Below are 23,895 nucleotides of genomic sequence, written 5' to 3' on the forward strand. Positions count from 1 at the left end.
ACAGCCTCCATTGGACAACAAACTAGGAGTTCCGACCATCGGATATCGCCCTAATATCCAGTGTTTATGCGGGCTGCGGGGATTATTCAGGGACGACCAAGTAACTCCGCCGCCCAACCCCGCTCCGGTTCCCGAAGCGCCACCCAGACAGGCCGAGGAAGCACCGTCTGCCTCAATTGTTCCACCGCCATCCAAATCAAAGAGCGACGGCTCATCAGACGCGGCCACCGGTAAATGGATGGTCGGTATCGGCTTGGGCATCGGGCTTCTGCTCATTGTCTTCGTCAACTCGACCAAGAACGAGCCCACCCGCTCGGCGACGGCACCAGTTGCTCAAGCCCCCGTCACCGCGGCCCCCTCCTATCCACCGCCAACTGTCGCGCCAGTCACGCAGAATCGGCAGGCTGCCCTGGAGACAGTTATCCAGCAACGCGCGGCTGCGGAGTCGGTGAACGTGCTTGGTCAGCAGGTCCTGTTCTCCAATCCAAGTGGCTATTGCACGCCGGGTAAGTCGGCGCGCGAAGTCGAGCTCATGGACTTGGCTAAGCGTTCCCTCGCAGAAGGTTCGCGCCTCGTGCACGCAGCAGTCCGTTGCTCCGAACTGGAGGACTACCGAGCGGGCCGCAGGGACATGCTGGATCACTGGCTGCAAATCCAACTTATCGGCCCGAAGGGGAATTTCCAGCGAATCGAGATGCCGCGAGAGGCGTTCCTTTCCGGCCTTTCCAAGTCGACTCCCCGGGTGAATTCCGCCGAGCTCAATCGACGGCTGAAAGCGTCGTTCGAGAATAGCGACGTCGCCCTAACAGACATGAAGTTTGAACCGATTGGGCGGGACGGGAACGCGGTCTATTTTTCCATGCGGATGAACATGAGCGTTGGGGAAAGCAGCCGACCAATTTCGGGAATCAGCGCAATAACGCTCCTGAACTCCCTGCCGCTCTCGATCAACGTTTATGAGGGAACCGGTTCACCACAGAGCCGTGGCCAACTGCAAGCTGTCCAGCAGGAGTTGCTGAACAGCCTCCTCACCGAGAACTGATGATGAACAATTCCAGAACAATATTCTTCGCCCTGTGCTTCTGCTTGTTGGCTGCGGTCGCCATGCCGGTGGCCGCGCAGTCAGCCGGTTACACCAAGCTCAACGTCAAAGGGCGGGTCCAGCTTGAAGTGCCGGGCGACTGGACGATCAGTGATGCCGAACAGCGCAGGCGTGTCAAGGAATTCAGCGAAAAGATGACTGGCGTGGCTATTGATCATGTGGCCTCGCTATCGGTGCAGTCCTATCCAGCACCCTCCCGGGTGTTTGTCCGGGTGTCGTTCATTCCAATGGAACCGCCACTTACTCAAGCAGACGTTAGGCAGGAGGTTCAGGCCAATAAGCAGCAGGTGTTGAGAGATTTGGCGGAAGTCTGGCGCGAAGAGTCTCCAACGATGTGGGCGGGGATGGCGAAGTATGGAATGAAGGAGGTCGGACGCCCCAGCTTTGCCGTTGAACCCATTGGAGGCCAGACCGCCCTGATCATTCGCTATGGACGCACATCATCCGTCAACTCGGCAGAGACGATGAGAGTAGCCCAGTACCACGTGCCGCTGGGCGCCGAAAAGGCATTGATCACTCTTTCGTACATTGAAGGTGATCAGCAGGCAATCGCTGCCCACAATCGATTGAAGAACAGCATCGTAATTCGATAAGAAGAACAGGAACAGCCAATGGCCTACGAAGACCCCAACGCACCGTCGCCTGTCTCCGCTAACTACGTCCAGGAATCAAGTTCACCCGTTGATCAAAGCAAGAGTTTTCTTGGAGGGAAGCATCACCCATGGAGAAGGCTGTTTGCTCGCACGGTTGACATCTGCACGGCTGGATTTGTGTTGTTTCTTCTCTTGATATTCGCTTTCAGCGCGGCGATGCCCGTACAGGCGGCGGGCTTCGCAAAGGCAGTAGAGAACCCAATTGTCGCCAGTATCGTGCTGTATCTGGTTTGGTTGCCTGCCGAGGCTTTGTTGCTATCGTTGTTTGGGACCACCCCGGCAAAGTGGCTGTTCGGCATCAAGATCGCACACCCAGGTGGCAACTTGCTGTCGTTTTCTGAGGCGCTGAATCGCTCATTTCTGGTCTTTGTTCAGGGCGTGGGCTTTGGCATTCCATTCGTCGCACTTTTCACCCAACTGTTCGCGTATCGGCGGCTCACGAAAACGGGCACGACGTTGTGGGATACATCTGCCGGCGCAGTGGTACTCCACAAAAAATGGGGGGTGGTTCGCGCGCTTGTGTGTACCGCCGCCGTCTTTGCTGTGCTGATTTTGATGAGCGCATTGAACGCCGTAGGAAATCGATAACCACAACAGGAGAAGACAATGGCTTACGAAGATCCGAACGCACCGTCATCTGCGCCGGCGTCCACAACGACGCCAGCGGCTACGCCAGCACCAGCTACGACCGAGAAGAAGTCTGGTTCATGGGACTGGCTTTGGCCGTCCATTCTGGCCGTTATCATCGTCAAGCTGTTTGGCCTTGTCGGCGGGTTGGTTGCCTTTGGCAGCTATTACTGGCTGAAACCAAAGCTGGGAACATGGGGGGCTGTTGCCGCTTCCGGTGTCATTGGCGTTGTTGTCGCAATTGGCCTCTTGGCGATGATTCGATGACCCCTGTCTTCCGTCCATGTGAGAAAGAGCGTTGCCCTGCCTCCCACCGAGCTGCCAGCCCCGGCAGCACTTTCCAGCCTCTATAGATCCATCGTCGCAGTTCCGGCCCAGCAGCGAGCCAGTCACGCTGGCTGATTGATATGTGCCCCTCCCTTGGGAAATGGGGCGCCGCGCGTTTCGGATTTTCGGCATCCCGCGCAGCACGTTTCTGCAAAGGTGAAGGCATCCCGTCACAGTGGGGTGCCACATGCTGCCGTCTCTGCCTCGTTTCCTCTGCATCTTCGCCGTGCTCAGCGGCCTACTGCCCGGTTGCACGACGACACCGGCCACCCCTGATCAGTTAGAAGCGCCACCCGACGAGATAGCTTCGGTGGTGGACCAGGGGCTGGTTCCGGTGGCCCGCTACGGCCGCTACACCCTGGTCGAGCTGGTACCGGAACCTGCGCAGCGTGATCTCTTGCAGCAGGCGGTGGAAGTCTCGATTCCGCCCATGCTCGATGCCAGCGTGGGCGATGCCATGCGCCACGTCTTGCTGCGCTCCGGCTATCGGCTCTGCGATGCGGCCGAGGCCGCCACCCTCTACGCGCTGCCGCTGCCTGCCGCACACCTGCGCCTGGGCCCGCTGATGCTGCGCGATGCCTTGCTGACCCTTGCCGGCCCCGCCTGGGAGCTCTCGGTCGATGACTTGACCCGCCAGGTCTGCTTCAGCCGGCACGGTGCTCCCACCTTCCTTTCCGCCAACCCGCCCGGCACCGCCACGCCCGTGCCGGACGCCGACCGGCCCGAGGAGCTGCAGCCATGACCTTTCCCCAAGCGCCATCCGAGCGCAATTCCCGCACGCGCTGGCTCAAGGTCGCCGCGGCCTTCTGGCTGCTGCTCATCAGTGCCGTGGCACTCATCAACAGCGTCGGCCTGTCGCGGCTCACCGAACAGACCCAGAGCAGCGCACAGGATGCGCAGGTCAACGCGCTGGGCCTGCGCGTGGCCGATCTCGAACGACAGGCCGATGCGGACAAGCGCCGGCCGGTGCCGATCAGCCAGGCAGAATTCGCCACCGCGCGGCAGGCGCTGGACGAGCGGATGGCGCGCCTCGAAGAGGCCGACGAGACGAGGGCCCTGGCCGTCGACCTGCAGACGCTGCAGGCGCGCGTGAACGGAATCGAGACCCGCCTGGAGAGGACCCGGCAGGTGGCATCCGCCGCTCGCCCGCGCGCTCCGGTTGCGACGAAGCCCAAGGTGCCGGAGCCGCCGTTCCGGGTGCTCGGCGTGGAGCTGCGTGGAGGCGAGCGCTTTCTGTCGATCACCTCCACCGCCGCGGCCTCGCTTGCGGGCGCCCGGCTGCTGCGCGAGGGCGATGCCGAGGGCGGCTGGCAACTGCAGTCCATCGAGGCGCAGGCGGGCGTGTTCCAGGTGAACGGCCAGACGCAGCGCGTCGCGGTGCCGTAGGAGGTCGCCATGATCCTGCGGTCGTTGCTCGCTGCCGTCGTCCTGTTCGCCGCTTTCGGCGCATCCGCCCAGCCGGCCCCGGTGACGAACTCGCGCATGGTGCCCGCCCAGGTGCAGCCGGGCACTGATGCCGCGCTCGACGAGAGGCAGGCGCGGGAATGGGGGCTTCAGCCCGAGGAGTGGGCGCGTTACCGGCAACTGATGCAGGGGCCGCTCGGGGTCTATTCGCCCCTGCTCGATCCGCTCACGGCGCTGGGCATCGAGGCCCGCAGCGAGGAGGAGCGCAGGCGCTACGCCGAGTTGCAGGTGCAGGCCGAGGCCCGGCGCGTCGGCAAGACGCTGGCCTACCAGCGGGCCTACGACGCGGCGTGGCAGCGCCTGTTTCCCGGCCAGCCGCGCGTGAGCCTGCCCGGCGCCAAGGCGCAGGGTGCCGGCAACACCGGCTCCGGGCGCCTGGCGGTCTTCGTCAAGGCCGACTGCGCACCGTGCGCGCAGCGCGTGCGGCAGTTGCAGGCGGCCGGCACGGCCTTCGATCTCTACATGGTCGGCAGCCGTCAGGACGACGCGCGCATCCGGCAGTGGGCCACCCAGGCGGGCATCGACCCGGCCAGGGTGCGCGCCCGCACCATCACGCTCAACCACGATGCCGGGCGCTGGCTGTCGCTCGGCCTGCCCGGCGAGCTGCCGGCCGTGGTGCGCGAGGTGAACGGCCAATGGCAGCGGCAATAGGCACTACGGGCCGGGAGCGTCGGCCATCCCGCGTCACCATCCGCTGCGCCTGCGCCGTGCTGCTGCTCGCCACCGGCACCGCGACCTTCGCAACGCCGGCGCGGGAAGTGCCGCCGCCGGCCTATCAACTGGCGGCGCATCGTGCAGACGTGCCGGCGGCGGTGCTGTACGCGGTGGCCTTGCAGGAGAGCGGCGCCATGCTGCGCGGGCGCCTGATCCCCTGGCCGTGGACGCTCAACGTCGCCGGCTCGCCGCAGCGCTATGCCACCCGCGCCGCGGCCTGCGCGGGGCTGCACCGTGCGCTCGCCCACACGCCGGCCAATCGCATCGACGCCGGCCTCGGCCAGGTCAATCTCGGCTACCACACGCATCGCTACACGCAGCCCTGCGAGCTGCTGGACCCGTACCGCAACCTCGCCATTGCTGCGGAAATCCTGCGCGAACAGCACACGCCGGGCGAGGACTGGCTGCTTGCCATCGGCCGCTACCACCGGCCCGCCGGCGGGGCACCCGCGGCGCGCTACCGGCGCAGCGTGCATCGGCACCTGACCCGCGTGCTCGACCCCGACGTTCCCGTTCCAACCCTCCAGGCTACCACGCCATGAACCACATCGTCCTCATCGCCGCCATCGGGCTGCTGTCCACGACCACCGTCTTCGCCCAGACCGCCTCCGCGCCCCTGATCGTCGTCGAAGACCGCGGCGGCACCTCCGCGCTGCCGTACTACCGGTCCCTGAATCCCCAGCCGGATCAGGCCACGCCGCCGGCCCCGATGCCGGCCCCGCGCGTGCGCAATGCGGCCGACGCCGAAGCCGCCATGCTGCCGGTGCGCTCGACGCAACTGTCGCCGGGCGAGGTGCAGCGCCGCGTCATCCGGGCGCCGGGCCTGACGGCACTGTTCCTGATCGGCGACGACGAGCGTTCGCGCGCCTGGCTGCGGCAGCGGCAGGCCGCGCTGCGCGAGCTGGGGGCCGTGGGCCTGGTGGTCAACGTGGAGTCGATGGCCGCACTGACGGCGCTGCGCAGGCTGGCTCCCGGCCTGACCCTCTCGCCGGCCTCCGGCGACGACCTGGCCCAGCGCCTGGGCCTGCGCCACTACCCGGTGCTCATCACGTCCACCGGTGTCGAGCAGTAGGTGCGCAAATGGCCCAACCGCATGCGGTCGAGGTCTTGCTGCGGCCAGCGGTGGAGCTTTATACCGTGGCGGTCTGCACCGGCGCCGCGATTCTGTGCCTGGTGGCACCGTGGTCGCTCGCGCTGAACCCGCTGCTCGGCCTGGGCTCGGCGCTGGCCTTCCTGACCTTCGGCGCGATTCGCCTGCGCGATGCCTGGGCGATCCTGCGCTATCGCCGCAACATCCGCCGCCTGCCGCGCTACGTGATGACCAGCCGCGACGTGCCGGTGAGTCAGCAACGGCTGTTCGTCGGCCAGGGCTTTCGCTGGGAACAGCGGCACACGCACCGGCTGATGCAGACCTATCGGCCGGAGTTCCGCCGCTACGTCGAGCCGACGGCGATCTACCGGGCCGCCCGGCGGCTGGAGGAGCGGCTTGAGTTCGCGCCGTTTCCCGTCTCGACGCTGGCGCGCGCGTTGGCCTGGGACAGCCCGCTCAACCCGGCGCGACCACTGCCGTCGGTCGGCGGACTGCCACGCCTGCATGGCATCGAACCTGCCGAGGTCGACGTCACCCTGCCGCTGGGCGAGCGCGTCGGCCACACCCTGGTGCTGGGCACCACGCGCGTGGGCAAGACGCGGCTGGCCGAGCTGTTCATCACCCAGGACATCCGCCGCAAGGTCCGCGGCGAGCACGAGGTGGTGATCGTCTTCGACCCCAAGGGCGATGCGGACCTGTTGAAGCGCATGTACGTCGAGGCCAAGCGCGCCGGGCGCGAAGGCGAGTTCTACGTCTTCCATCTGGGCTGGCCGGACATCTCGGCGCGCTACAACGCCGTGGGCCGGTTCGGGCGGATCTCCGAGGTGGCCACGCGGATCGCCGGGCAGCTCTCCGGCGAAGGCAACAGCGCCGCGTTCCGCGAATTCGCCTGGCGCTTCGTCAACATCATCGCGCGCGCCCTGGTCGAGCTGGGGCAGCGGCCGGACTACCTGCTGATCCAGCGCCACGTCATCAACATCGACGCGCTGTTCATCGAGTACGCCCAGCACTACTTCGCCAAGAACGAGCCGAAGGCCTGGGAGGTCATCGTCCAGCTCGAAGCGAAGCTGAACGAGAAGAACATCCCGCGCAACATGATCGGGCGCGAGAAGCGCGTGGTGGCCCTCGAACAGTACCTGTCCCAAGTGCGCATCTATGACCCGGTGCTCGACGGCCTGCGCAGCGCCGTGCGCTACGACCGGACCTACTTCGACAAGATCGTCGCTTCGCTGCTGCCGCTGCTGGAGAAGCTCACCACCGGCAAGATCGCGCAACTGCTCGCACCGAACTATTCCGACCTGTCCGACCCGCGGCCGATCTTCGACTGGATGCAGGTCATCCGCAAACGCGCGGTGGTCTACGTGGGGCTGGATGCGCTGTCCGACGCCGAAGTCGCGGCGGCGGTGGGCAACTCGATGTTCAGCGATCTGGTCTCGGTCGCCGGCCACATCTACAAGTTCGGCGTCGACGACGGGCTGCCCGGCGCCGCGGCGGGCGCCAAGATTCCGATCAACGTCCACGCCGACGAATTCAATGAACTCATGGGCGACGAGTTCATCCCGATGGTCAACAAGGGCGGCGGTGCCGGCGTGCAGGTGACGGCCTACACGCAGACCTTGAGCGACATCGAGGCGCGCATCGGCAATCGTGCCAAGGCCGGTCAGGTGGTCGGCAACTTCAACAACCTGTTCATGCTGCGCGTGCGCGAGACCGCCACCGCCGAGCTGCTGACGCGACAACTGCCCAAGGTCGAGGTGTACGCCACGGCACTGATGAGCGGCGCCACCGACAGCTCCGACCCGCACGGCAATACCGCGTTCACGTCCAACACGCAGGACCGCATCAGCACGACCAGCGTGCCGTTGATCGAGCCCGCGCATGTGGTGGCGCTACCGAAGGGGCAGTGCTTCGCGCTGATCGAGGGCGGCAACCTCTGGAAAGTCCGCATGCCGCTGCCGGCACCCGACCCCGACGAAGCCATGCCGAAGGATCTGCAGGAGCTGGCCGGCTACATGCGGCAGCACTACGTCGAGGCAGGAGACTGGTGGGAGAACCAAGGCATCCCCGGCCTGCAGGACAAGGCGCTGCCCGACGACCTGCTGGACGACTTCAGGCAGATGGCCGCCGCTGAAGAGGCCGAAGCATGAGCGATCCGGCCGTCGCTGCCCAGCGCCAGCAGCAACGACAGCAGGGGCTGATCGCCGGCCTGGTCACGCTGCCGTTCCGCTTCTTCGGCGTGCTGTGCGGCGCGCTGCTGCTGTGCATCCTGATCGAATGCGTCGGCATGCACTTCTTCTGGCCCGAGCAGGGCTGGCGCCACGCGCAGGGCATGCTGCACTACGAGCTGGATCAGCTCTCCACGCATTTCACGCGCAGCGCGCTGGTGCAGGAGCCGGGGCGCACCGCGCACCGGCTGGTCGAGCAAGGCTACGACTGGTTGTTCGTGAAGAGCGGCCTGCTGGACTGGATACGCGACGCCGCGGCGCAGGCCAGCGCCGGCAGCCATCGCCCGACCAAGGACTTCCGCTACTACATCGGCTTGGTCTACGTGAACGTGGAGAGCTACCTGATCGCGGCGGCCTACACGACGCTGGTCTTCCTCGTGCGGCTGCTGGTGCTGTGCCTGACCCTGCCGCTGTTCCTGATGGCCGCCTTCGTCGGATTGGTCGACGGCCTGGTACGCCGGGACATCCGCCGCTTCGGCGCGGGACGCGAATCGGGGTTCATCTATCACCGCGCCAGGGCCAGCCTGATCCCATTGGCCGTGCTGCCGTGGGTGACTTACCTGGCACTGCCGGTCAGCGTGAACCCGCTGCTGATCCTGCTGCCCAGTGCCGCATTGCTCGGCGTGGCGGTGTGCATTGCGGCGGCGACGTTCAAGAAGTATCTGTAGCTGCCCTGCACCAGGTCAGGTGAACGAAGCCATAGCAAATACGTTTCAAGCAATCTTCTTTTGCCTGTCTCGCAGAGACGCGGCCCAGTCCTTCAAAGCCTGAATGTCCTGAAAGAGATCAGTAGGTGGTGGCGGCGCGGCATTCCTACCGCTGGATGGATCGTGTGCGTCAACAATGTCGCAGCACTTCTTGAATCCGGCGGCGAAAGCATCGCAGTCAGCCTCGGTGAGCGCACTGACCTTCTTCAGGTCCTTGGCGTTGATGTAGTCCCTGTGGCGTTGAATAACGCGGACGAAAGCGATGTCCTCCAGGCCGCGCTCCCATGTGGCGCGCAGCGCGTTGTAGAGCTTTGCCACCTCAACGGCGTACTCGTCTTCCTGGTTGTTGTCATGCAGCAGCTTTGCCGCACGTGCCGCCTTCTCCAGCTTGTCGATGCGATCTTCGACGCTCTGGGCCTTCCAGGGCAGGCCGTCGGCCACCATACCGGCTCCCGCGGCGCCACGACTGAGCGTCGTGAGTCGCACTGCCCGCCCGGTCTTCGTCGCGTGGTCATTCAGATCGTTCACGAACACCAAATCATGCGTGAAGACGATGACCTGACGGTTTTCCGCTTCTTCCACGAGACGCTTGGCCACCTGCCTACGCCAGCGATGGTCCAACGAGGACACCGGGTCATCGAAGACCAGAGCAGAGCGGTGCATCGCGGTGGCAAGCTCGGTCATGAAGGCGGCCAGCGCCACGCAGGTCTTTTCCCCTTCGCTCAGGATTTCGTGGACCTTGGCATCCGGCTTGGCGAAGAGGCGCACCTGATACTGCGGTGAGCCGTACTTGCCGCCGGAGCGCACGATTTCGACGCGAACCTTCGACGCCGCAAGCCTGACAATCTCTTCCTGAAATCTGTCGCGCAGCCGAGGCGTAATCACGGTGTCGGCAATGTCATTGCCCATCTTGGTGATTGTGTTCGTCGCCGTGTCGCCCGCACACTCGGTCAGAAACCGGATGGTCTTCAGCCGCTGGATTTCGTCAGTGACGACCGGCAGCATGCCGGCGAGCAGCGCCCGGTCGCTCAGCTCGGCGAAATCGGCTTCGAGCTTCTTACGTTCATCCGCGTCAGCGGACTTGCGCAGCTCGGCGGCGTAGTTGCGGATCGTGGTCTGAAGCAGGCTGAGATCAGGCAGCGGCGACGGTGGAACGGACGGAAGCTGTACCTCGCCGTTTCCGCCCAGGGCTTTGAGCAGCACGTGGCGCCGCAGCCGGGCTGCGGCGATGAAGCGGCGCGTCTGCTGCTGCAGCACTTCATTCTGGAGGCCCAGCTCGTCAAGACTGGCCTTCACCGCCCGCGTGCCGATTGCCCCGCCAGCTATGGTCTGACGTGCGGCCTGAGCTGCCTTCTCTGCCTCGCGTGCCAGCTGTTCCGTGTCCTTCTGGATGAAATCCTCGAAGCGTGCCATCCGTGCACGTGCCTCAGCTTCCAATGGCTGCTGGCAAAGCATGCAATGCGCGTCTTCTGCCGACGGCGGAAACGGCTGTCCAGGGTATGCGATCTCCGTCGAGTAGCGTCGGGCGGATTCCCAAAGTGCCCGCCACGTCTCGCCGCCGACGCCGGCAAGGGGTTCGCCCGTGAAGGCCTTCTCCGCGGCAAGACGTGCAGCGTCCCGTTTCGACCGTGCGTCCCTGGCGAGGGCAGCGGCCGCCAGCAGTTCCTCATCGGTGGTTCTGGCTGCAACGCTGTTTACCGCGGTAATCAGCCGCATGACGTTGTCGGCTTTGACGGTCTGTTCCGCCGCTGCCTTGGCCGGATTCTTCGACAGGTCTTCACGCAGACGCTCAAGACGGGCGCTTTCGTCTGCCGAAAGCGCCGCCAGCGCTTCGATCTTCTTTGCGTCTGTGTTGGCATTCAGCGCGGCAAGCGCCTTCCCCACGGCCGTGGTGGCCTTCCAGGTCGGCGCCGCAAAGATCGGATTGCGGGCCTTCTCAAGCTGCTTCTGCTCAGCTGCGAGGGCATCCTTCACCGCCTGACAGGCTGCAGCAAGCTCATCCGGTACGTCCAGACCGAAGGGCCGGAATGCAACCTCGTTCTTCTCGCGGATATGCACTGAGGCGCAGTCGCTATCGAACACGCTCACTGCAGACAGCGTTGCATGCGGATTTGCGCCGTTCTGCCACTGTTCGACCGGCTGCGGCACACCGCCGACCCCGTACTCGATGTTCGCGCCGACGCGCTTCGGGGGCTGATCGGCATACACATTGGGTTCGATCTTTCCGGCATGCCTTGCACGACATGCGCGCTTCAGGATGCGTGCGTAGCCGGACTTGCCCGCACCGTTGTCGCCGTAGATGATCGTGATTCCATTCGGCTCCAAGCCGAGGGTCTGACCGGCGGCAAGGTTGTTCACGCCGGTCACGTCGGCGATCGACAGAAGCGATACCGCAGCGGTCTGACCGGGGTTGGCCGGGAGGTGGGCCTTCTCCAGCGGTACCGCTTTCAGCGCGCCTACGGGTGCACCTTTGCCCTGTTTGCAAAGGTCCACGAGTTCGCCGATATCGGCGTCCGTCAGACGGCCGTTTGCGATGATGCGGCGCAGGGCGTCACGCTGCCAGAGTGGACGATCCTTTGACCAGTCCAGAATCGTCTCCAGGACGGTCTTCTGCTGTGCGGCGGGTTTCTGCATTTCTTGTTCCTCTTCCCTGCCGGTTCATCATGCCCGCGAAGCGGCGAATCTCCGCCTCCTGGGTGCCGCGCCGGAATCGCTTTTGCTTACCGAACTTGATCGAGGGCAACTCAATTACGCCTTGACCTCAAAGCGCAGGTAATCCGCGAGCCGTTTCGACTCGCTGACTTCGTCATGGGGCACCAGCAGGTACTTCCAGGGCTTGGTGCCTACGCTCGCCGCATGATCGGAAGCGTGCTTGCACCAGCGCATGGCGGCTGCGGCCTTGGCCTGCACCTCCTGCGTGTTGATGTCGGCGCGTGCCTTTGTCTCCACCATGAAGATGGTCGCGTCCGTCTCGGCCACGAAGTCGGGGATGTATTCCGGCTGCTCGGTGCCGAGCTTGTAGTAGATCTGAAACTGCCCCTTCGCAGGCTTGAACCACTTCAGGGCATCGCGCTCCAGAATGATGGCGAAGCGCCGCTCGGTATCCGAGTCGAACTTCTGCAGCGGATACAAGCAGCGCGCGAATCCGCCGAACAGCATCTGCTTGATGCGGCTCGTCTCGGTCACGGTCTCCCGGAAGTGGTGGGCCGTCTGGCCTGCCGTGGCGGTGTAGTTGCAAGGCTTGAGTTCGGTGAAGCCGCGACTGACCTGCACCTCGTACTCCGTCGCCTCTTCCCAGAAGTGGGCCATCATCTGCGCGTGGATTTCGCGCGCGATCAGGCGGCGGTCACGATCGAGGACGCTGATGGCTTCGTCCTCGGACAGGTAGCCGCGCAGGTGTTGCACCATCTGGCCCGCGAGGTCGTAGAGCAGATCGGCGTGGGTGAAGTAGTCGATGTCGTCGAAGTCCACCAGCGCGTGGACGATGTAGTCCTCCGGGCGCTGCTCCTTGAGCCCGACTTCGGCGGCCAGGGTGAACTGCTCGTTCGTGCGCAGCATCTGACCGACGATCTCGCGCTGGCCAGGCTGGAGATGGAGCTGGCTCACATCCAGCTTGAAGGCGTGGAAGCCCGTTGTGATCTCGCCAGTCGGCACCACCGCAATGCGTGGGATGTCGATGGTCTGCTGCACCACGATCTCGGTGGTCTTCGCCACCACGGCGGACAAGTCGAGTGCGGGGACTGCTTCATCCGCGCCGGCCAGCAATTCGCCTTGCAGGGGCTTCAACCGCTCCGCTACTTCTGCAAGGATTTCCTTCTGCACTTCGGGTTTCAGCAGCGCGCTGCTGGTGGGCACCAGATCGCGCTTGACCTCGTACTTGCCGATGACGTCCATGACCACGCGCGCGGCCTGCTTCTCCGCCTCCGTGGTGAACACCGGTTTGGGCGCGGGGACTTCCGCTCCACTGTCAGTGGCTGAAACCCCTGTGATCACGACCGGTGCTTCCGTCAAACCGAGACGCGCCGCTGCCCCGGACTCGACCTGCACGCTGACCTTCTTGTCGTCGGCGCTCGGCGCATCGAGGATGACCTGCTTCAGGCGGATGGGCGAGTCGCCGCGGTTGGCCTCGTCGATGATTTCCTGGAACTTGTCGTGCGCGACGATGTTCAAGCGATCCACGGACGCGACGCCCGTGCGCTTGCCGTAGGGCAGACGCAGGCCGCGCCCGATGGACTGTTCGATCAACGTGCGGGCATTGGCGGCGCGCAGCGGCACGATGGTATAGAGGTTGGTCACGTCCCAGCCTTCCTTGAGCATGTTGACGTGAATCACGATCTCGGTCGGCTCGTCCACGCTCTCCACGGCTAGCAGGCGCGTGATCATCTCCTCTTCCTCCGCGCCGGTACGGCTGGAATCGACCTGGATCACCTTGCCCTGGTAGCGCCCCTCGTAGAAGGCTTCCGACTCCAGAAGCGCCAAGAGCTGCCCCGCGTGCGTGGTATCGCGCGCGATGACGAGCATGAAGGGCTTGACCGGCTTGACGCCGTTCTCGCGGGCATAGGTGAGCAGCTCGACCTTGGTCGTCTCGTGCAGGCGCACACCGTCTTCCAGCTTGGTCTTCTCGATCTCCTCGGGCGTGTGCGCCTTGGCGTCGAAGTTGCGCTGGGTGACCACAGCAGGCTCCTTGACGAAGCCATCCTCCATCGCCCGCGCCAGCGGGTAATCCATTACCACGTTCTTGAACGGCACCGGCCCCTTGCTGGACTCCACGAATGGTGTCGCCGTCACTTCCAAGCCAAACAGCGGTCTCAGCTCATTGATGGCACGCACACCCGCGCTGGCACGGTAGCGATGCGATTCGTCCATCAGCAGCACGAGATCAGGCAGGTTCGCAAGATGGTTGAAGTAGCTGTCTCCCAGCACTTCCTTCATCCGCTTGATGCGCGGCTCCTTGCCGCCGCGCACCTCGGAGTTGATTTTGGAGATGTTGAAGATGTTGATGCGCACGTCGTGGGCGAAGCCCTGCGGCTGATCATCCACCGCCGCGCCGGTCTGGTCGTAGTTGTCACCGGTGATGATCAGCGGCGGTTGCTGCGCGAACTCGGCAATCCCCTTGAACACGTACTTCGGCGTGTTGCGCGTGAAGTCCGTGATGAGTTTGCTGTAGATCGTCAGGTTGGGCGCGAGCACGAAGAAGTTGTTGATGCCGTGCGCCAGATGCAGGTAGGCGATGAAGGCTCCCATCAGGCGCGTCTTGCCCACGCCCGTGGCCAGCGCGAAGCACAGCGACGGAAATTCGCGCTCGAAGTCCTCCAGCGTGGGGAACTCCGCCTTCAGCGTGGAAAGAATGGCTCCCACCTCCCGATCGTGGCTCAACAGCTCGGGCGCGGCCCCAATGGCGTGCGCCAGCCGCTTCAGCGACTCCTCCTGCGGCGGCCGCAGCGACAGGCGGCCGGTCACGGCGTGCAGAACGCGGCTGTTCATCATTCATCCTCCCCAAACAACGCGCCTTGGCTCGCATCCTCAGCCGACGCTTTTCTACTTTTTTTTCTGCTCGTTTCAGCCTGAGCCGAAGGCTCAACGGGATCAGGCTTGGCCATCGGCAGGTTCGCCACGTTCAGGCTGTAGTCGTCACGCCCCCATTCGCAACGGGCCAGCACCATCTTCGGAATCTTCTTCAGCGTCAGGTTCGGCCAGCGCTCCGCCGCCTTGGTCGCGGTAACGCCATGGAAAGCCGCGCAGCACACCAGCAGGCTGCGCTCCGGACCGACTTCATCGGCCAGAGCCTGCAACTGTTCTGCGGAGAGGTTCTGCGTGGTGACGTAAATGAAGTCCCGCTCACTGGAATGGCCGTGCTGCCACCACAGCACCTCCGAAGGCGCATAGGTGAAGCCTTCCAGCTTGGCCAGCGCTTCGGCCAGCATCGCCGCGTTGTATTCGGGGTTGATGACCGGGTTGCCCCAGCGGTCGTTGACGATCAGGCTGGGGGCGAGGCGGTAATAGCGGAAACCGCCACCGCCCTGCCAGCCCACGGCTTGAGTGATGCCGCCCGGGTCCTCGCCGTCGATGACCTTCTTCAGGCGCGGGATGATGTGCGTATGGCAGTGCTCGCCCAACTCGACCATGATCCAGCGGCGGCCCATTTTGTGGGCAACCGCGCCGGTCGTGCCGGAACCGGCGAAGGAGTCGAGCACAATGTCACCCGGCAGAGAAGAAAGCTCGATGATGCGCTTCAAGAGTCGTTCGGGCTTTGGCGTGTCAAAAAGATTGCTTTCGAATAGCGACCTGATTTCTTTTTTCGCTTCGTCGTTATGGCCAACGTCCTTGTGCTCCCACCAAGTCGTCGCCGGCACACTGTCTGCCACCTCATCCAGAAATCGCTTCAAGCGCGGAACGTTATCTCCCTTAGTTCCAAACCATATTCGATTGTCCGCCACCAACTCGGCAAACTTTTCCTTTGTAAAACGCCAGCTCGTACCCTCGGGCGGCCAGTGCTTACGGCCTGATGGCCCCACAATTTCGTAAATGGCGTAATCCCGAGCTTCGTTGCGCAGCAGATCGCCTGACGTCCAGGGCCCTCTGGGATCATTATCTGGATTTTTGTAGCGCGAGTCCTGCTCGGCAGTTCGCGCAAGACGATGTACCGTCATCCGCTCCTTGCTCTTTGCATACGCTAGAACATAGTCATGAGATTCTGAAAGATATTTCGAGTCGCTCTTTGCGCCATATTTTTTTTGCCACACCGCGCTTCCTACGTAGTTCGCACGTCCAAAAACCTCATCACACAACACCTTGAGGTAATGGCACTCGTTGTCATCGATGGTGATCCACAACGATCCGTCCTCAGACAGTAGCCGCCGAATGATCTCCAGCCGATCCCGCATCAGCCCCAGCCAGATGGAGTGCTCCAGCCCGTCGTCGTAATGAGTGAATGCACTGCCAGTGTTGTACGGCGGATCAATAAATACACACTTCACCTTGCCGGAGAATTCCTGTTCCAAGGCCTTCAGCGCCAGCAGGTTGTCACCGAAGATCAGCCGGTTGTCGAAGATGTCGTTGTCCGTCACGCGATGCTTGGCGTGATACGACTTTTCCGGATCTTCCAGCAGGATACGCGGCTCCAGCTTGGGCCGCTTCTCCTTGCCGATCCAGGTGAGTTCGAGTTTTTGTTTGCTCATCAAGAGGTTCCTGTCTTTCAGATTCGGGCACGCGCACGTACTTGGGCGCGGGCTTGCAGCGCCGCCCGTACTTGCGCGTAGAGCTGGGCGTTGGCCTGCTCACGGTCGGCCAGCACCACGGCGATGGCATAGGGTTCCGCCTCGGCTTTGTGCTCGTCTTGCGACCATGCGCTGTCTTGTCGGGTCACCACGACGAACACCTTGTGGCCGTTGGCCAGCGCCTGCTTGAAGCGCCATCGGGAGACCTGCAAGGTGCCGTTCTTGCGGGTGTCGTTGGGTAGCCAGCGGCCGTTGGCACGTTCGCCCATGCCTTCTTCCCGATTGCGCCGGTAGGCTTGGGTGACCTCATCCAGGCTGCCAGCCGTCACCAGGTGGAACCACAGTTTGGCTCTGCGGTAGTCCAGTCGCGTGGTGCGCACGGCAGGGCTGTAGGCGAGCGCGACGGTCACCTCACGCGTGCGGCGGCCCCCATCCCAAAAGGCGTCTGGTAAAGGTAATTCGAAGAAGTGGTGCTGGTCGTTGCCGACGCGCTCTTCGGCCAGCAGGGTGACGGTGTGATCAAGCGAGCGGAAGAGCGCCGTATCGTCCACGCTCCCATACCCGACGAGGCGCAGGAGTTTGTCGCGGCCTTCGGCATTGTTGCCGGGGTTCAACAGCGCTTCGCAGGCTTGCGGCCAGCGGGCATGGGCGCCGATCAGTGCGCGCAGCAGGTTGGGCGAGGCGTCGGGCACTTCGGCCAGTAGCCGCGCGGCTTGGTGGGCGACTTGGGGTGCGGCGTAGCTGGTGCCAATGTCTTCCTTGAACGCCGGGCCCGAAGCAAAGCCGCCGTTGAGCGACACCACGCCCAGACCGGCATGGTCTGTGCCCCCTCCAGTGCGCCGCAAGGCGATGTTGCCGGCAGGCGCGACCACGTCGGGCTTGATGGCACCGCTGGCGGAAGGGCCGCTGCGAGTCAATGGAAACGGCTGCTCCGCCCGTGCCAATACGTGGTCTTCAATCGTGTTGGGATGGCGCTGTGCATTGCGTGTGGCCTCATTCAGACTCAAGCCGCCAACGGTCAAGGCGTTGAGCGATGTGGCGGGGTCCAGCAGGCGGGCGTGGCCGTCGAACAGGTAGTTCGGGTAACTCGCGCGCGCATCGGCTGGCAACTGGGATGACAGCAAATTGCCCACTGGCACTACGAACAGAACCCCCAGCTCGCGCGTCAGCCGATCCAGCGTGTAGGCGAGCCCGCGCACATGACGGCCGTCGTAGACCTTGTTCAGATCGCCATAGCTTAAGTTGAAGACCCGGCAGCCGTATTGCGCATGCAGCTCGCGCACGGCTTCCTCGACCGCCTTTTCGACGAACTCAGTTTGGTCTTGTCCGTCGTCTTCGAACACTTTGCCGGAGAGCAGGCGAAGCTGCGGGACGAACTGCCCTTGCTGAATAGCGCTATGGACATCGCCGTACAACGCAAGCCCGCCGACGAAGGTGCCGTGCCAGTGGGGATCGGTGTCATCCGCACTGCGATGCGGTGCGAGGTAGCCCTGCGCGTCGCCGACCGCTGCGCCGAGCAACGAATGTCCGCGCGTCAAGCCTGAATCCAGCACGGCAATGGACGGAGCATCGTCAGAAGGGGGATCGATCGGAGGAAATTGGTTGATGTCGGTATGAAGCAGTTGTACGGCCACACCCAAGCGGGGCGGCAGGTCGGCAGTGCGCACATCGCGATGGTGCAAGATCTGCTCGGCCTGCGCACCGTTGCAGCGCACACGGACCATGACGAGCGAGGGTTGCTGGATGTCGTCCAGCCGCTCAATGCCTTGTGCATGCAACCAGTCGAGAAAGGCACGCACCATTTGCTGGCGCTTGTCCTGTCGCTCCTGGGGCCATAGTTCGACATCGAGTATGAAGGTTGGCGCGGCTGGAAATCCTTGCTCAAGCAAGGCCGCGCCGGTACGGTCCTGGGGTGTCCAGTGGTCGAAGTCTTCGATGACGTAGAACAGTTCCTTGCGTGTAACAACGCCATCACGTGCAAGGGTGGCCAGGCGGCTCTCGAACTCGCTCAAGCCGTCATCAGTGGCGAATGCCAGCACGATGGATTCATCTTCCTGGCTGACAATCTCCACGCCAGGAATGGCATCGAAGGCGGGCACGCTCTTGTCGCCCGCGCGCAGCCGAATCTTGAGCAGCTTACGGTCGTCGAACCCGCCGACGTCCTCTGCCATCGCACGTTGCCGCGCTTGGTCGAGCCGCCCGGCTAACGCGGCACCATGCGCTCTCGGATCGGCAGGAGGGCGAATTCCCGGATGACGCCTCGGATGGCGCTCCGTTGAGGGCGCTTCTCGCTCCAAGCGCAAGTGTTCATAGGCCATGCCTCCCCCTCCATCCCTTAACTCTTATGACGATACTCACGGGCAAGCGCGGTATCGAGGTGGCTTTTCTCCAGGAACTCCCGGCCGGACAGGATCATTTCCTTGACGGAGCGCCGAAGAACCCGCTCGATGTCGGCGTGCGACATGCCCTTGAACACGGATGCCACCTGGCCATCGTCGGGCTCGAAATTGCGGCGGACACCGGAGAGTTTCAGAGCTAACAAGCGTTTGATCTGCTCCAGATTCGGCATCTCGAAGCGCACAACCTCATCGAAGCGTCGCCAAACCGCCTTGTCCAATAAGGTTTCGTAGTTGGTGGTGGCGATCAGGATGCTCTCGCCTCGATAACCGTCCATCATCTGCAAGACGGCATTTACGGAGCGTTTGAGCTCACCATGATCGGCGCTGTCGCCACGATCCTTGGTCAGGGCGTCGAATTCATCGAACAATGCGACCACGGGATGCGTTGCGACGTAATCGAACACTTTGCGCAAATTGGCGGCCGTCTCTCCCAGAAACGACGAGATGACCGAGTCCAGCCGAACGAGGATGAGCGGCATGGACAGGGAATGCGCGATGACTTCGGCGGCCAGCGTCTTGCCGCAGCCGGGAGGCCCGCAAAACAACAGCTTCTGCGCGGGTTGCAGGCCATAGGATCGGAGCACGTCCGTCCGGTTGTGCTCCATCAGGATTTCATCGAGTGCCGACTGGGAAGCATCCGAGAGAATGATGTCTTTCTCCTCTCGAATCACGGCACGCTCTTCTAGTAGCGCAAGGCCGTTGTCTTTATTTGTCGGCACGCTGGGCAAACTTTGCAGCTTCCGCGCACTCTTCCCGACCGTTGCCTGATCGCCGTAAAGTAAACGCTCAAGGTCATTTGCGAGCAGATGATGGTTCTTCTCGCGCTCCTCTTTGATCACTGCCTCGGACGCCGCGCGAAAGCCCGAAGCATCGCCTTGCGTTCCCGATTTGATGAGTTGCCGCAGTAATTTTCCGCTAGCCATATCTCGCTCTCCTCAATTCTTGGCACGCTTCAACCGCGGCCTGGTCATGCGCAGGTCTAACGGTGCTACTTGATTAGTCATTACACCAGCTCCCACTCGACAGTGAACAGCGTGCGCTCCTCGACCTGCTGTTGGAGTTGCACTTCAAGCTGGCTGATCAAGTCATTGCGCTGCGCTTCGACTTCGTCCTGCCGGGCAAACAACTCGCGGCGCAGCTTGCTGCGCTTGCTCTCCAGTTCGCGCTGCTTCTTCTGCCATGACAGCTTTTCTTCCAGCGTCGGCGAGGTCGCGGCGGTTCGGCGCACCTCCTTGATCTCGCGGTCGATCTCCTTGATCTCCTGCTCCAGACCGAGCTTCAGGTCGTCCGCCCAGGCATCCAGCTTCTGGACTTCCTGCTCGAAGTAGCCGAGGTTGCGCTCGTTGACGTCGCGCAGGAGTGCGGTCTTGCGGGCTTCCACGTCGGCCAGCAGGGTGGCGTCAGGAGCGTTGAACAGACTGGCCGCCTGCGTGGTCGCGGGCAGGCGCAGCAGCTTTTCCGGGTCTTCTTCCGCGAGCACGACGCCGTCGGTCGTGCCCGCGGCAACCAGCAGATGTTGCTCCTGGTTGCCGAGTGTCTCGACCGAGATCAGCTTCACGGTGAGCCATCCGGCTTTGCCGCGATAGGTTTCGAGGGTGCTGATCTTTGAACCGTAGGCGTTGTAGTCGAAGACGAGACGAGCCCCGTCGAGTGCCCGAGCCTTGGCCTGCTCGATGCCCCATCGCGCCAGCGGATGATTGATGCGGTATAGATGCGCGTCGCCGGAGCGGCGGGGCAATTCGTAGCGCCCCAGCTCGATGCCCGCGAGGCCGCTGTGCTCGATTCCAGTCGGTATGTGGCGAAGATCGAAGCCGTCGTCATCGAACGCGGCGCAATGGACCAGTTCGGCGCGGGTCAAGTCCATCAGCATCCGCTCGAAGCGATTGCGCGCGTTGCGGCTGTCGTCGGCCCGCATGCGCAGCTTCTCTTGCACTTCCTCATCAAAGTTCTCAAGCAATACCTGGCGCGTCTTGACCATCGCCTCGTTGATCTCGCCGGAGAGGTCGAGCTGGAGTTGCTCGAAGCTGGACTTGATTTCCTCGGGCTCTCGGCAGTTCTGGTAGATCTCGGCAATACGCCGCTCGAAATCGACGCCCGAACCGATGGCGCCCAGCACTTCGTCGCTGGCCCCGAATACGCCCTCGAAGAGTTGAAACTTCTGCGACAGCAGTTCGTACACCCGTGCATCGGCTTCATTGCTGCGGTCGACGAAGTTGACCACCACCACGTCGTGCTTCTGACCGTAGCGGTGGCAGCGCCCGATGCGCTGCTCAATGCGCTGCGGGTTCCACGGCAGGTCGTAGTTGATGACGAGCGAGCAGAACTGAAGGTTGATGCCTTCGGCTCCGGCCTCGGTGGCAATCATGACCTTGCCACGCTCCTTGAAGTGCTCGACCAGTGCCGCACGGGTGTCGGCGGTCTTGGAGCCGGTGATGCGGTCGGTGCCTTCGTGGCGCTTCAGCCAGTCCTTGTAGATCGCCTGCGCACGCTGGTCGCTATTGGTGCCGTTGAAGAGCACGATGCCGTCGCCGTATGGCGTGTCGGCCAGCAAGTTGAGGAGGTATTCCTGCGTGCGCTTGGACTCGGTGAAGATGATGGCCTTCCTGGGCGCGCCTAGCCGATCCAGTTCGGCGAAGGCTCGATCCAGCGCGGTGAACAGTGCCTTGCCCTTCGCGTTGTCCCGGATGTTGGTTGCCAGCGTTTTGAAGTGGCGAAGCTCGTCGATCTCCTGCGCGATGGCCTCGCGTTCCGTTCGGCTCGATGCTTCGACATCTGAGTCTTGGTCGCTCCACTCATCGGCGGTTTCGTCGAGCGACTCGTAATCCTCGTCGAGTTCATCGACCAGATCGGGAGCCTCGGTGACGTCGTCGAGCACACCCTGGAGACGCTTGGCCATCGTCTCCAACGCACCCGCAATCGCGTGCGTGCTGGAGGCGAGCAGCTTCCATAGTACGAGCGAAATCAGTTGGCGCTGCCCCTCGGGCAGGGCCTTGAGGTTGGGGCGGCGCAGGTAATCGGCGACGAGCCTGGAAAGTTCCTGCTCTTCGCTCGACGGCGTGAACTCCTCGACGATGGCCTTGCGCGCTGTGTACGACACGTAGGGCTGAACCTGTTTGCGCAGGGTGCGCTTGCAGATGGGGGCCAGCCGGTCACGCAGGCTGCTGAAGGATTGCTCTCTGCCAGTGAATTGCGAGCGGAAGCTATCAAGGTCTCCGAACACGCGGTCATCGATGAAGCTGACCAGCCCATAGAGTTCGAGCAGCGAGTTCTGCAACGGCGTCGCGGTCAGAAGCACCTTGGAGTGAACGCGCGACAACGCCTCCTTGAGGGTCTTGGCGATGACGTTGCTGGTTTTGTAGACGTTGCGCAGGCGATGCGCTTCGTCGAGGACGACCAAGTCCCAATCGATGCCCTTGACATCGTCAGCCTTGGCCTTCGCGAACTGGTAGGAACAGATGATCGGACCGGAGGCGAACAGGAACGGGTTCCGCTGCTCCTGTTTGCGGATCGCGTTGTAGCTTTTGGCTTCGAGGATCAGCCCTTGCAGGCCGAACTTGTCCTGCAGCTCTTGGTGCCATTGCTTGCGCAGGTTCGCTGGAACGATGATGAGCACCTTCCGCCGCCGTTCCGCCCAGCGTTGGGAGATGACCAAGCCGGCTTCGATGGTCTTGCCTAGACCAACCTCGTCGGCGAGGATCACGCCGCGTGAGAGGGGGTTGCGGCAAGCGAAGAGCGCGGCCTCGACCTGATGGGGATTCAGATCGACCTGCGAATCGACCAAAGTCGAAGCCAGCGACTCCACGGAGTCGCCTGCTGCACGCCTGGTCAGCAGCCAAGCAAAGTACTGGCTCTGGTGCGGCGTCAGAAGCTGCTGTGTCGTCAACGGCGATCCTCCCCTTAGTTCTTCCCCGAGCGTGATTCGGCGGCTGGCATGGTCCGCGCTCACTCGGCCTCCGGCTTCTTCTTGTTGATGCTTTCGGCGATCCACCGATCCAGCTCCGAGCGGCGAAAGCGCCAGGTTCCCCCAAGCTTGAACGCTGGAATCTCTCCTTTCTGGGCAAGGCGATAGACCGTCCGTTTGCCGGCTTTGAGGTAGGCCGCGACTTCCTCCAGCGTGAGGATCTCGCTCTCGACTTCACTCATCTGAAAACCATCTGGTTTGGTCTTTCGTGACTTTGGATTGCCAAGTTTGCTCAATTCTACCAAAGGGTGGTAGGCGCTAGCCAACAAGAAATCCACCAGGCATTGCGCGAATGTCGGCCAGCGCGACCAACAAATCCGGTCATGCCGTAGTTCCCATTCCCTGCGGCGCGAAGCGAGGGCGCGCCACAGCATCTGGCCATCCGCTTCAACGGGGAATGGCACGATGGGACAGACCAACCGCCGCACATCCGCATGGCCTGCGCTTGCCGTGGTGTTGGCTGTGTCGTTCTCGGCGCTGCAGCCTGCCGCCGCTGCCGACAGCCTCGCCTCGGAGCGTGAGCAGCTCGCCGCGCTTGCCCGCCAACTCGACCTGATCGACCGCCTCGCCGAGCACGCCGCCAATACCGCTCCGCAGGAGCGCGCCCGCTACCACTTCGACTACGCCCAACTGCGTGCCGACCTGAAGCGCGTTCGCGCCGGCCTGGAGGACTACCTCGTGCCCCAGCGCGCCCAGCCGCGCGATCCCGTCCCGATGGCCGGCGATTACGTCCGCCGCGACCGCGCCGACGACGAGGAGCCGTCGCCATGACGCCCTCTGCCGATCAGGTCGCCGCCTTCCAGGCCAACGGCGGCTTTGCGCCTTCGGCCGTCTCTGCCGTGGTGCTCGCTTTCGTGTTCGCCGTGTTGCTGCTGTGGGGCGTGTGGGCCATGCGCACCGCCTACGTCGGCTGGGCCGAGCACCGCATCACTGAACGTCAGTTCCTCGCCGTCGTCGTGCGCTTCGTGGCGATGTACCTGGTGCTGACCTTCTTCCTCCTCTCCTGAACGTCACGAAAGGCCAAACGCCATGAACACGTCATCGACATCCCATCGCATTCCGTCCCGCATCGCCGCACCGCTGCTGCCGCTGGCGCTCGCGGGCCTGCCGCTGTCGGCCTTCGCGCAGGGCCTGCCGACCATGGAGGACCCTTCGCGCGGCCAGGGCAGCGGCATCCTGCAGACCTTGCAGAACTACGGCTACGACATCGTGCTGCTGATCGCGCTGCTGGTGGTCGCCTCGATGTTCGTCGGTGTCTGCTATCACGCCTACACGCGCTACTCGGAGATCCACACCGGCCGCGCCACCTGGGGCCAGTTCGGCCTGACGGTCGCCGTGGGCGCGATCCTGCTGGTGGTCGGCATCTGGCTGCTCACCAAGGCCACCGGCGTGCTGTGAGGGCGGCAAGC

At 63.4% G+C, this 23,895-nt stretch carries 20 protein-coding genes and 1 pseudogene; 14 read left to right on the top strand and 7 right to left on the bottom strand.

Going from position 1 to position 23,895, the window contains the following annotated elements:
* The 11 genes and pseudogenes from ABD104_RS18090 to ABD104_RS18145 all read left to right on the top strand — a co-directional run.
* A pseudogene (locus ABD104_RS18090) lies at window positions 1-1,042 on the top strand (hypothetical protein); the annotation flags it as partial.
* Window positions 1,042-1,695, top strand: coding sequence for a hypothetical protein (locus ABD104_RS18095; RefSeq protein WP_019751257.1), 654 nt, complete (start codon window positions 1,042-1,044; stop codon window positions 1,693-1,695). The pseudogene ABD104_RS18090 and the gene ABD104_RS18095, both read left to right, overlap by 1 nt.
* A gap of 18 nt (window positions 1,696-1,713) precedes the next feature.
* Entirely contained in the window at window positions 1,714-2,343 is a 630-nt protein-coding gene (locus ABD104_RS18100; protein WP_019751256.1) for an RDD family protein, read from the top strand.
* A gap of 18 nt (window positions 2,344-2,361) precedes the next feature.
* Entirely contained in the window at window positions 2,362-2,649 is a 288-nt protein-coding gene (locus tag ABD104_RS18105) for a hypothetical protein (protein WP_019751255.1), read from the top strand.
* Window positions 2,650-2,896: 247 nt separating this feature from the next.
* The gene (gene pilL2, locus ABD104_RS18115) at window positions 2,897-3,451 is read left to right on the top strand and encodes a PFGI-1 class ICE element type IV pilus protein PilL2 (protein WP_019751254.1); all 555 of its coding nucleotides are present in this window, start codon (window positions 2,897-2,899) and stop codon (window positions 3,449-3,451) included.
* Entirely contained in the window at window positions 3,448-4,095 is a 648-nt protein-coding gene (locus ABD104_RS18120; RefSeq protein ID WP_019751253.1) for a hypothetical protein, read from the top strand. The genes pilL2 and ABD104_RS18120 overlap by 4 nt, the downstream gene beginning before the upstream one ends.
* A 9-nt stretch (window positions 4,096-4,104) precedes the next feature.
* Window positions 4,105-4,824, top strand: coding sequence for a TIGR03759 family integrating conjugative element protein (locus tag ABD104_RS18125; protein WP_019751252.1), 720 nt, complete (start codon window positions 4,105-4,107; stop codon window positions 4,822-4,824).
* Entirely contained in the window at window positions 4,809-5,429 is a 621-nt protein-coding gene (locus ABD104_RS18130; protein ID WP_019751251.1) for a lysozyme family protein, read from the top strand. Before ABD104_RS18125 ends, ABD104_RS18130 begins: the two co-directional genes overlap by 16 nt.
* The gene (locus ABD104_RS18135) at window positions 5,426-5,959 is read left to right on the top strand and encodes an integrating conjugative element protein (protein ID WP_019751250.1); all 534 of its coding nucleotides are present in this window, start codon (window positions 5,426-5,428) and stop codon (window positions 5,957-5,959) included. The genes ABD104_RS18130 and ABD104_RS18135 overlap by 4 nt, the downstream gene beginning before the upstream one ends.
* An 8-nt stretch (window positions 5,960-5,967) precedes the next feature.
* Window positions 5,968-8,124: a type IV conjugative transfer system coupling protein TraD gene (gene traD / locus ABD104_RS18140; RefSeq protein WP_343927989.1), complete on the top strand. Its 2,157-nt coding sequence runs from the start codon at window positions 5,968-5,970 to the stop codon at window positions 8,122-8,124.
* On the top strand, window positions 8,121-8,870 hold the full coding sequence (locus ABD104_RS18145; protein WP_343927990.1) for a TIGR03747 family integrating conjugative element membrane protein: 750 nt from the start codon (window positions 8,121-8,123) through the stop codon (window positions 8,868-8,870). Before traD ends, ABD104_RS18145 begins: the two co-directional genes overlap by 4 nt.
* Before the next feature lie 45 nt (window positions 8,871-8,915).
* Here ABD104_RS18145 and ABD104_RS18150 read toward each other — a convergent pair whose 3' ends face one another.
* The 7 genes from ABD104_RS18150 to ABD104_RS30340 all read right to left on the bottom strand — a co-directional run bounded on the left by ABD104_RS18150 (window position 8,916) and on the right by ABD104_RS30340 (window position 22,860).
* Window positions 8,916-11,543, bottom strand: a complete 2,628-nt coding sequence (locus ABD104_RS18150; RefSeq protein ID WP_343927991.1) for an AAA family ATPase — start codon at window positions 11,541-11,543, stop codon at window positions 8,916-8,918.
* Window positions 11,544-11,657: 114 nt separating this feature from the next.
* Window positions 11,658-14,393: a DEAD/DEAH box helicase gene (locus ABD104_RS18155; protein WP_343927992.1), complete on the bottom strand. Its 2,736-nt coding sequence runs from the start codon at window positions 14,391-14,393 to the stop codon at window positions 11,658-11,660.
* A complete protein-coding gene (locus ABD104_RS18160) occupies window positions 14,393-16,087 on the bottom strand; it encodes a site-specific DNA-methyltransferase (RefSeq protein ID WP_062842688.1) in 1,695 nt (564 codons plus the stop codon). Before ABD104_RS18160 ends, ABD104_RS18155 begins: the two co-directional genes overlap by 1 nt.
* Before the next feature lie 17 nt (window positions 16,088-16,104).
* The gene (locus tag ABD104_RS18165; RefSeq protein ID WP_343927993.1) at window positions 16,105-18,297 is read right to left on the bottom strand and encodes a S8 family peptidase; all 2,193 of its coding nucleotides are present in this window, start codon (window positions 18,295-18,297) and stop codon (window positions 16,105-16,107) included.
* A 164-nt stretch (window positions 18,298-18,461) separates the two neighbouring features.
* The gene (locus ABD104_RS18170) at window positions 18,462-19,448 is read right to left on the bottom strand and encodes an AAA family ATPase (RefSeq protein ID WP_003141003.1); all 987 of its coding nucleotides are present in this window, start codon (window positions 19,446-19,448) and stop codon (window positions 18,462-18,464) included.
* 80 nt (window positions 19,449-19,528) lie between these two features.
* On the bottom strand, window positions 19,529-22,408 hold the full coding sequence (locus ABD104_RS18175) for an SNF2-related protein (RefSeq protein WP_216562176.1): 2,880 nt from the start codon (window positions 22,406-22,408) through the stop codon (window positions 19,529-19,531).
* 59 nt (window positions 22,409-22,467) lie between these two features.
* A complete protein-coding gene (locus ABD104_RS30340) occupies window positions 22,468-22,860 on the bottom strand; it encodes a helix-turn-helix domain-containing protein (protein WP_425444919.1) in 393 nt (130 codons plus the stop codon).
* Window positions 22,861-22,891: 31 nt separating this feature from the next.
* Here ABD104_RS30340 and ABD104_RS18185 point away from each other — a divergent pair, with 31 nt between their 5' ends.
* From ABD104_RS18185 to ABD104_RS18195, 3 genes are read left to right on the top strand one after another with little or no spacing between them, the layout of a single operon-like run.
* Window positions 22,892-23,257: an integrative conjugative element protein, RAQPRD family gene (locus tag ABD104_RS18185; RefSeq protein ID WP_312537949.1), complete on the top strand. Its 366-nt coding sequence runs from the start codon at window positions 22,892-22,894 to the stop codon at window positions 23,255-23,257.
* On the top strand, window positions 23,254-23,493 hold the full coding sequence (locus ABD104_RS18190) for a TIGR03758 family integrating conjugative element protein (RefSeq protein WP_003140997.1): 240 nt from the start codon (window positions 23,254-23,256) through the stop codon (window positions 23,491-23,493). Before ABD104_RS18185 ends, ABD104_RS18190 begins: the two co-directional genes overlap by 4 nt.
* Before the next feature lie 22 nt (window positions 23,494-23,515).
* Window positions 23,516-23,884 (top strand): TIGR03745 family integrating conjugative element membrane protein, encoded by a 369-nt coding sequence (locus ABD104_RS18195; RefSeq protein ID WP_003140995.1) that lies wholly within the window; start codon window positions 23,516-23,518, stop codon window positions 23,882-23,884.
* Window positions 23,885-23,895: the final 11 nt, after the last annotated feature.

The sequence above is a fragment of the Pigmentiphaga daeguensis genome (assembly GCF_039523035.1).
Taxonomy (GTDB): Bacteria; Pseudomonadota; Gammaproteobacteria; order Burkholderiales; family Burkholderiaceae_B; genus Pigmentiphaga; species Pigmentiphaga daeguensis.

Excerpts from the sequence above, each read along its gene's own strand:
- ABD104_RS18095 (WP_019751257.1), top strand. The coding sequence starts at position 1,042 with ATGATGAACAATTCCAGAACAATATTCTTCGCCCTGTGCTTCTGCTTG.
- ABD104_RS18100 (WP_019751256.1), top strand. The coding sequence starts at position 1,714 with ATGGCCTACGAAGACCCCAACGCACCGTCGCCTGTCTCCGCTAACTAC.
- ABD104_RS18105 (WP_019751255.1), top strand. The coding sequence starts at position 2,362 with ATGGCTTACGAAGATCCGAACGCACCGTCATCTGCGCCGGCGTCCACA.
- pilL2 (WP_019751254.1), top strand. The coding sequence starts at position 2,897 with ATGCTGCCGTCTCTGCCTCGTTTCCTCTGCATCTTCGCCGTGCTCAGC.
- ABD104_RS18120 (WP_019751253.1), top strand. The coding sequence starts at position 3,448 with ATGACCTTTCCCCAAGCGCCATCCGAGCGCAATTCCCGCACGCGCTGG.
- ABD104_RS18125 (WP_019751252.1), top strand. The coding sequence starts at position 4,105 with ATGATCCTGCGGTCGTTGCTCGCTGCCGTCGTCCTGTTCGCCGCTTTC.
- ABD104_RS18130 (WP_019751251.1), top strand. The coding sequence starts at position 4,809 with ATGGCAGCGGCAATAGGCACTACGGGCCGGGAGCGTCGGCCATCCCGC.
- ABD104_RS18135 (WP_019751250.1), top strand. The coding sequence starts at position 5,426 with ATGAACCACATCGTCCTCATCGCCGCCATCGGGCTGCTGTCCACGACC.
- traD (WP_343927989.1), top strand. The coding sequence starts at position 5,968 with ATGGCCCAACCGCATGCGGTCGAGGTCTTGCTGCGGCCAGCGGTGGAG.
- ABD104_RS18145 (WP_343927990.1), top strand. The coding sequence starts at position 8,121 with ATGAGCGATCCGGCCGTCGCTGCCCAGCGCCAGCAGCAACGACAGCAG.
- ABD104_RS18150 (WP_343927991.1), bottom strand. The coding sequence starts at position 11,543 with ATGCAGAAACCCGCCGCACAGCAGAAGACCGTCCTGGAGACGATTCTG.
- ABD104_RS18155 (WP_343927992.1), bottom strand. The coding sequence starts at position 14,393 with ATGAACAGCCGCGTTCTGCACGCCGTGACCGGCCGCCTGTCGCTGCGG.
- ABD104_RS18160 (WP_062842688.1), bottom strand. The coding sequence starts at position 16,087 with ATGAGCAAACAAAAACTCGAACTCACCTGGATCGGCAAGGAGAAGCGG.
- ABD104_RS18165 (WP_343927993.1), bottom strand. The coding sequence starts at position 18,297 with ATGGCAGAGGACGTCGGCGGGTTCGACGACCGTAAGCTGCTCAAGATT.
- ABD104_RS18170 (WP_003141003.1), bottom strand. The coding sequence starts at position 19,448 with ATGGCTAGCGGAAAATTACTGCGGCAACTCATCAAATCGGGAACGCAA.
- ABD104_RS30340 (WP_425444919.1), bottom strand. The coding sequence starts at position 22,860 with ATGCTGTGGCGCGCCCTCGCTTCGCGCCGCAGGGAATGGGAACTACGG.
- ABD104_RS18185 (WP_312537949.1), top strand. The coding sequence starts at position 22,892 with ATGGGACAGACCAACCGCCGCACATCCGCATGGCCTGCGCTTGCCGTG.
- ABD104_RS18190 (WP_003140997.1), top strand. The coding sequence starts at position 23,254 with ATGACGCCCTCTGCCGATCAGGTCGCCGCCTTCCAGGCCAACGGCGGC.
- ABD104_RS18195 (WP_003140995.1), top strand. The coding sequence starts at position 23,516 with ATGAACACGTCATCGACATCCCATCGCATTCCGTCCCGCATCGCCGCA.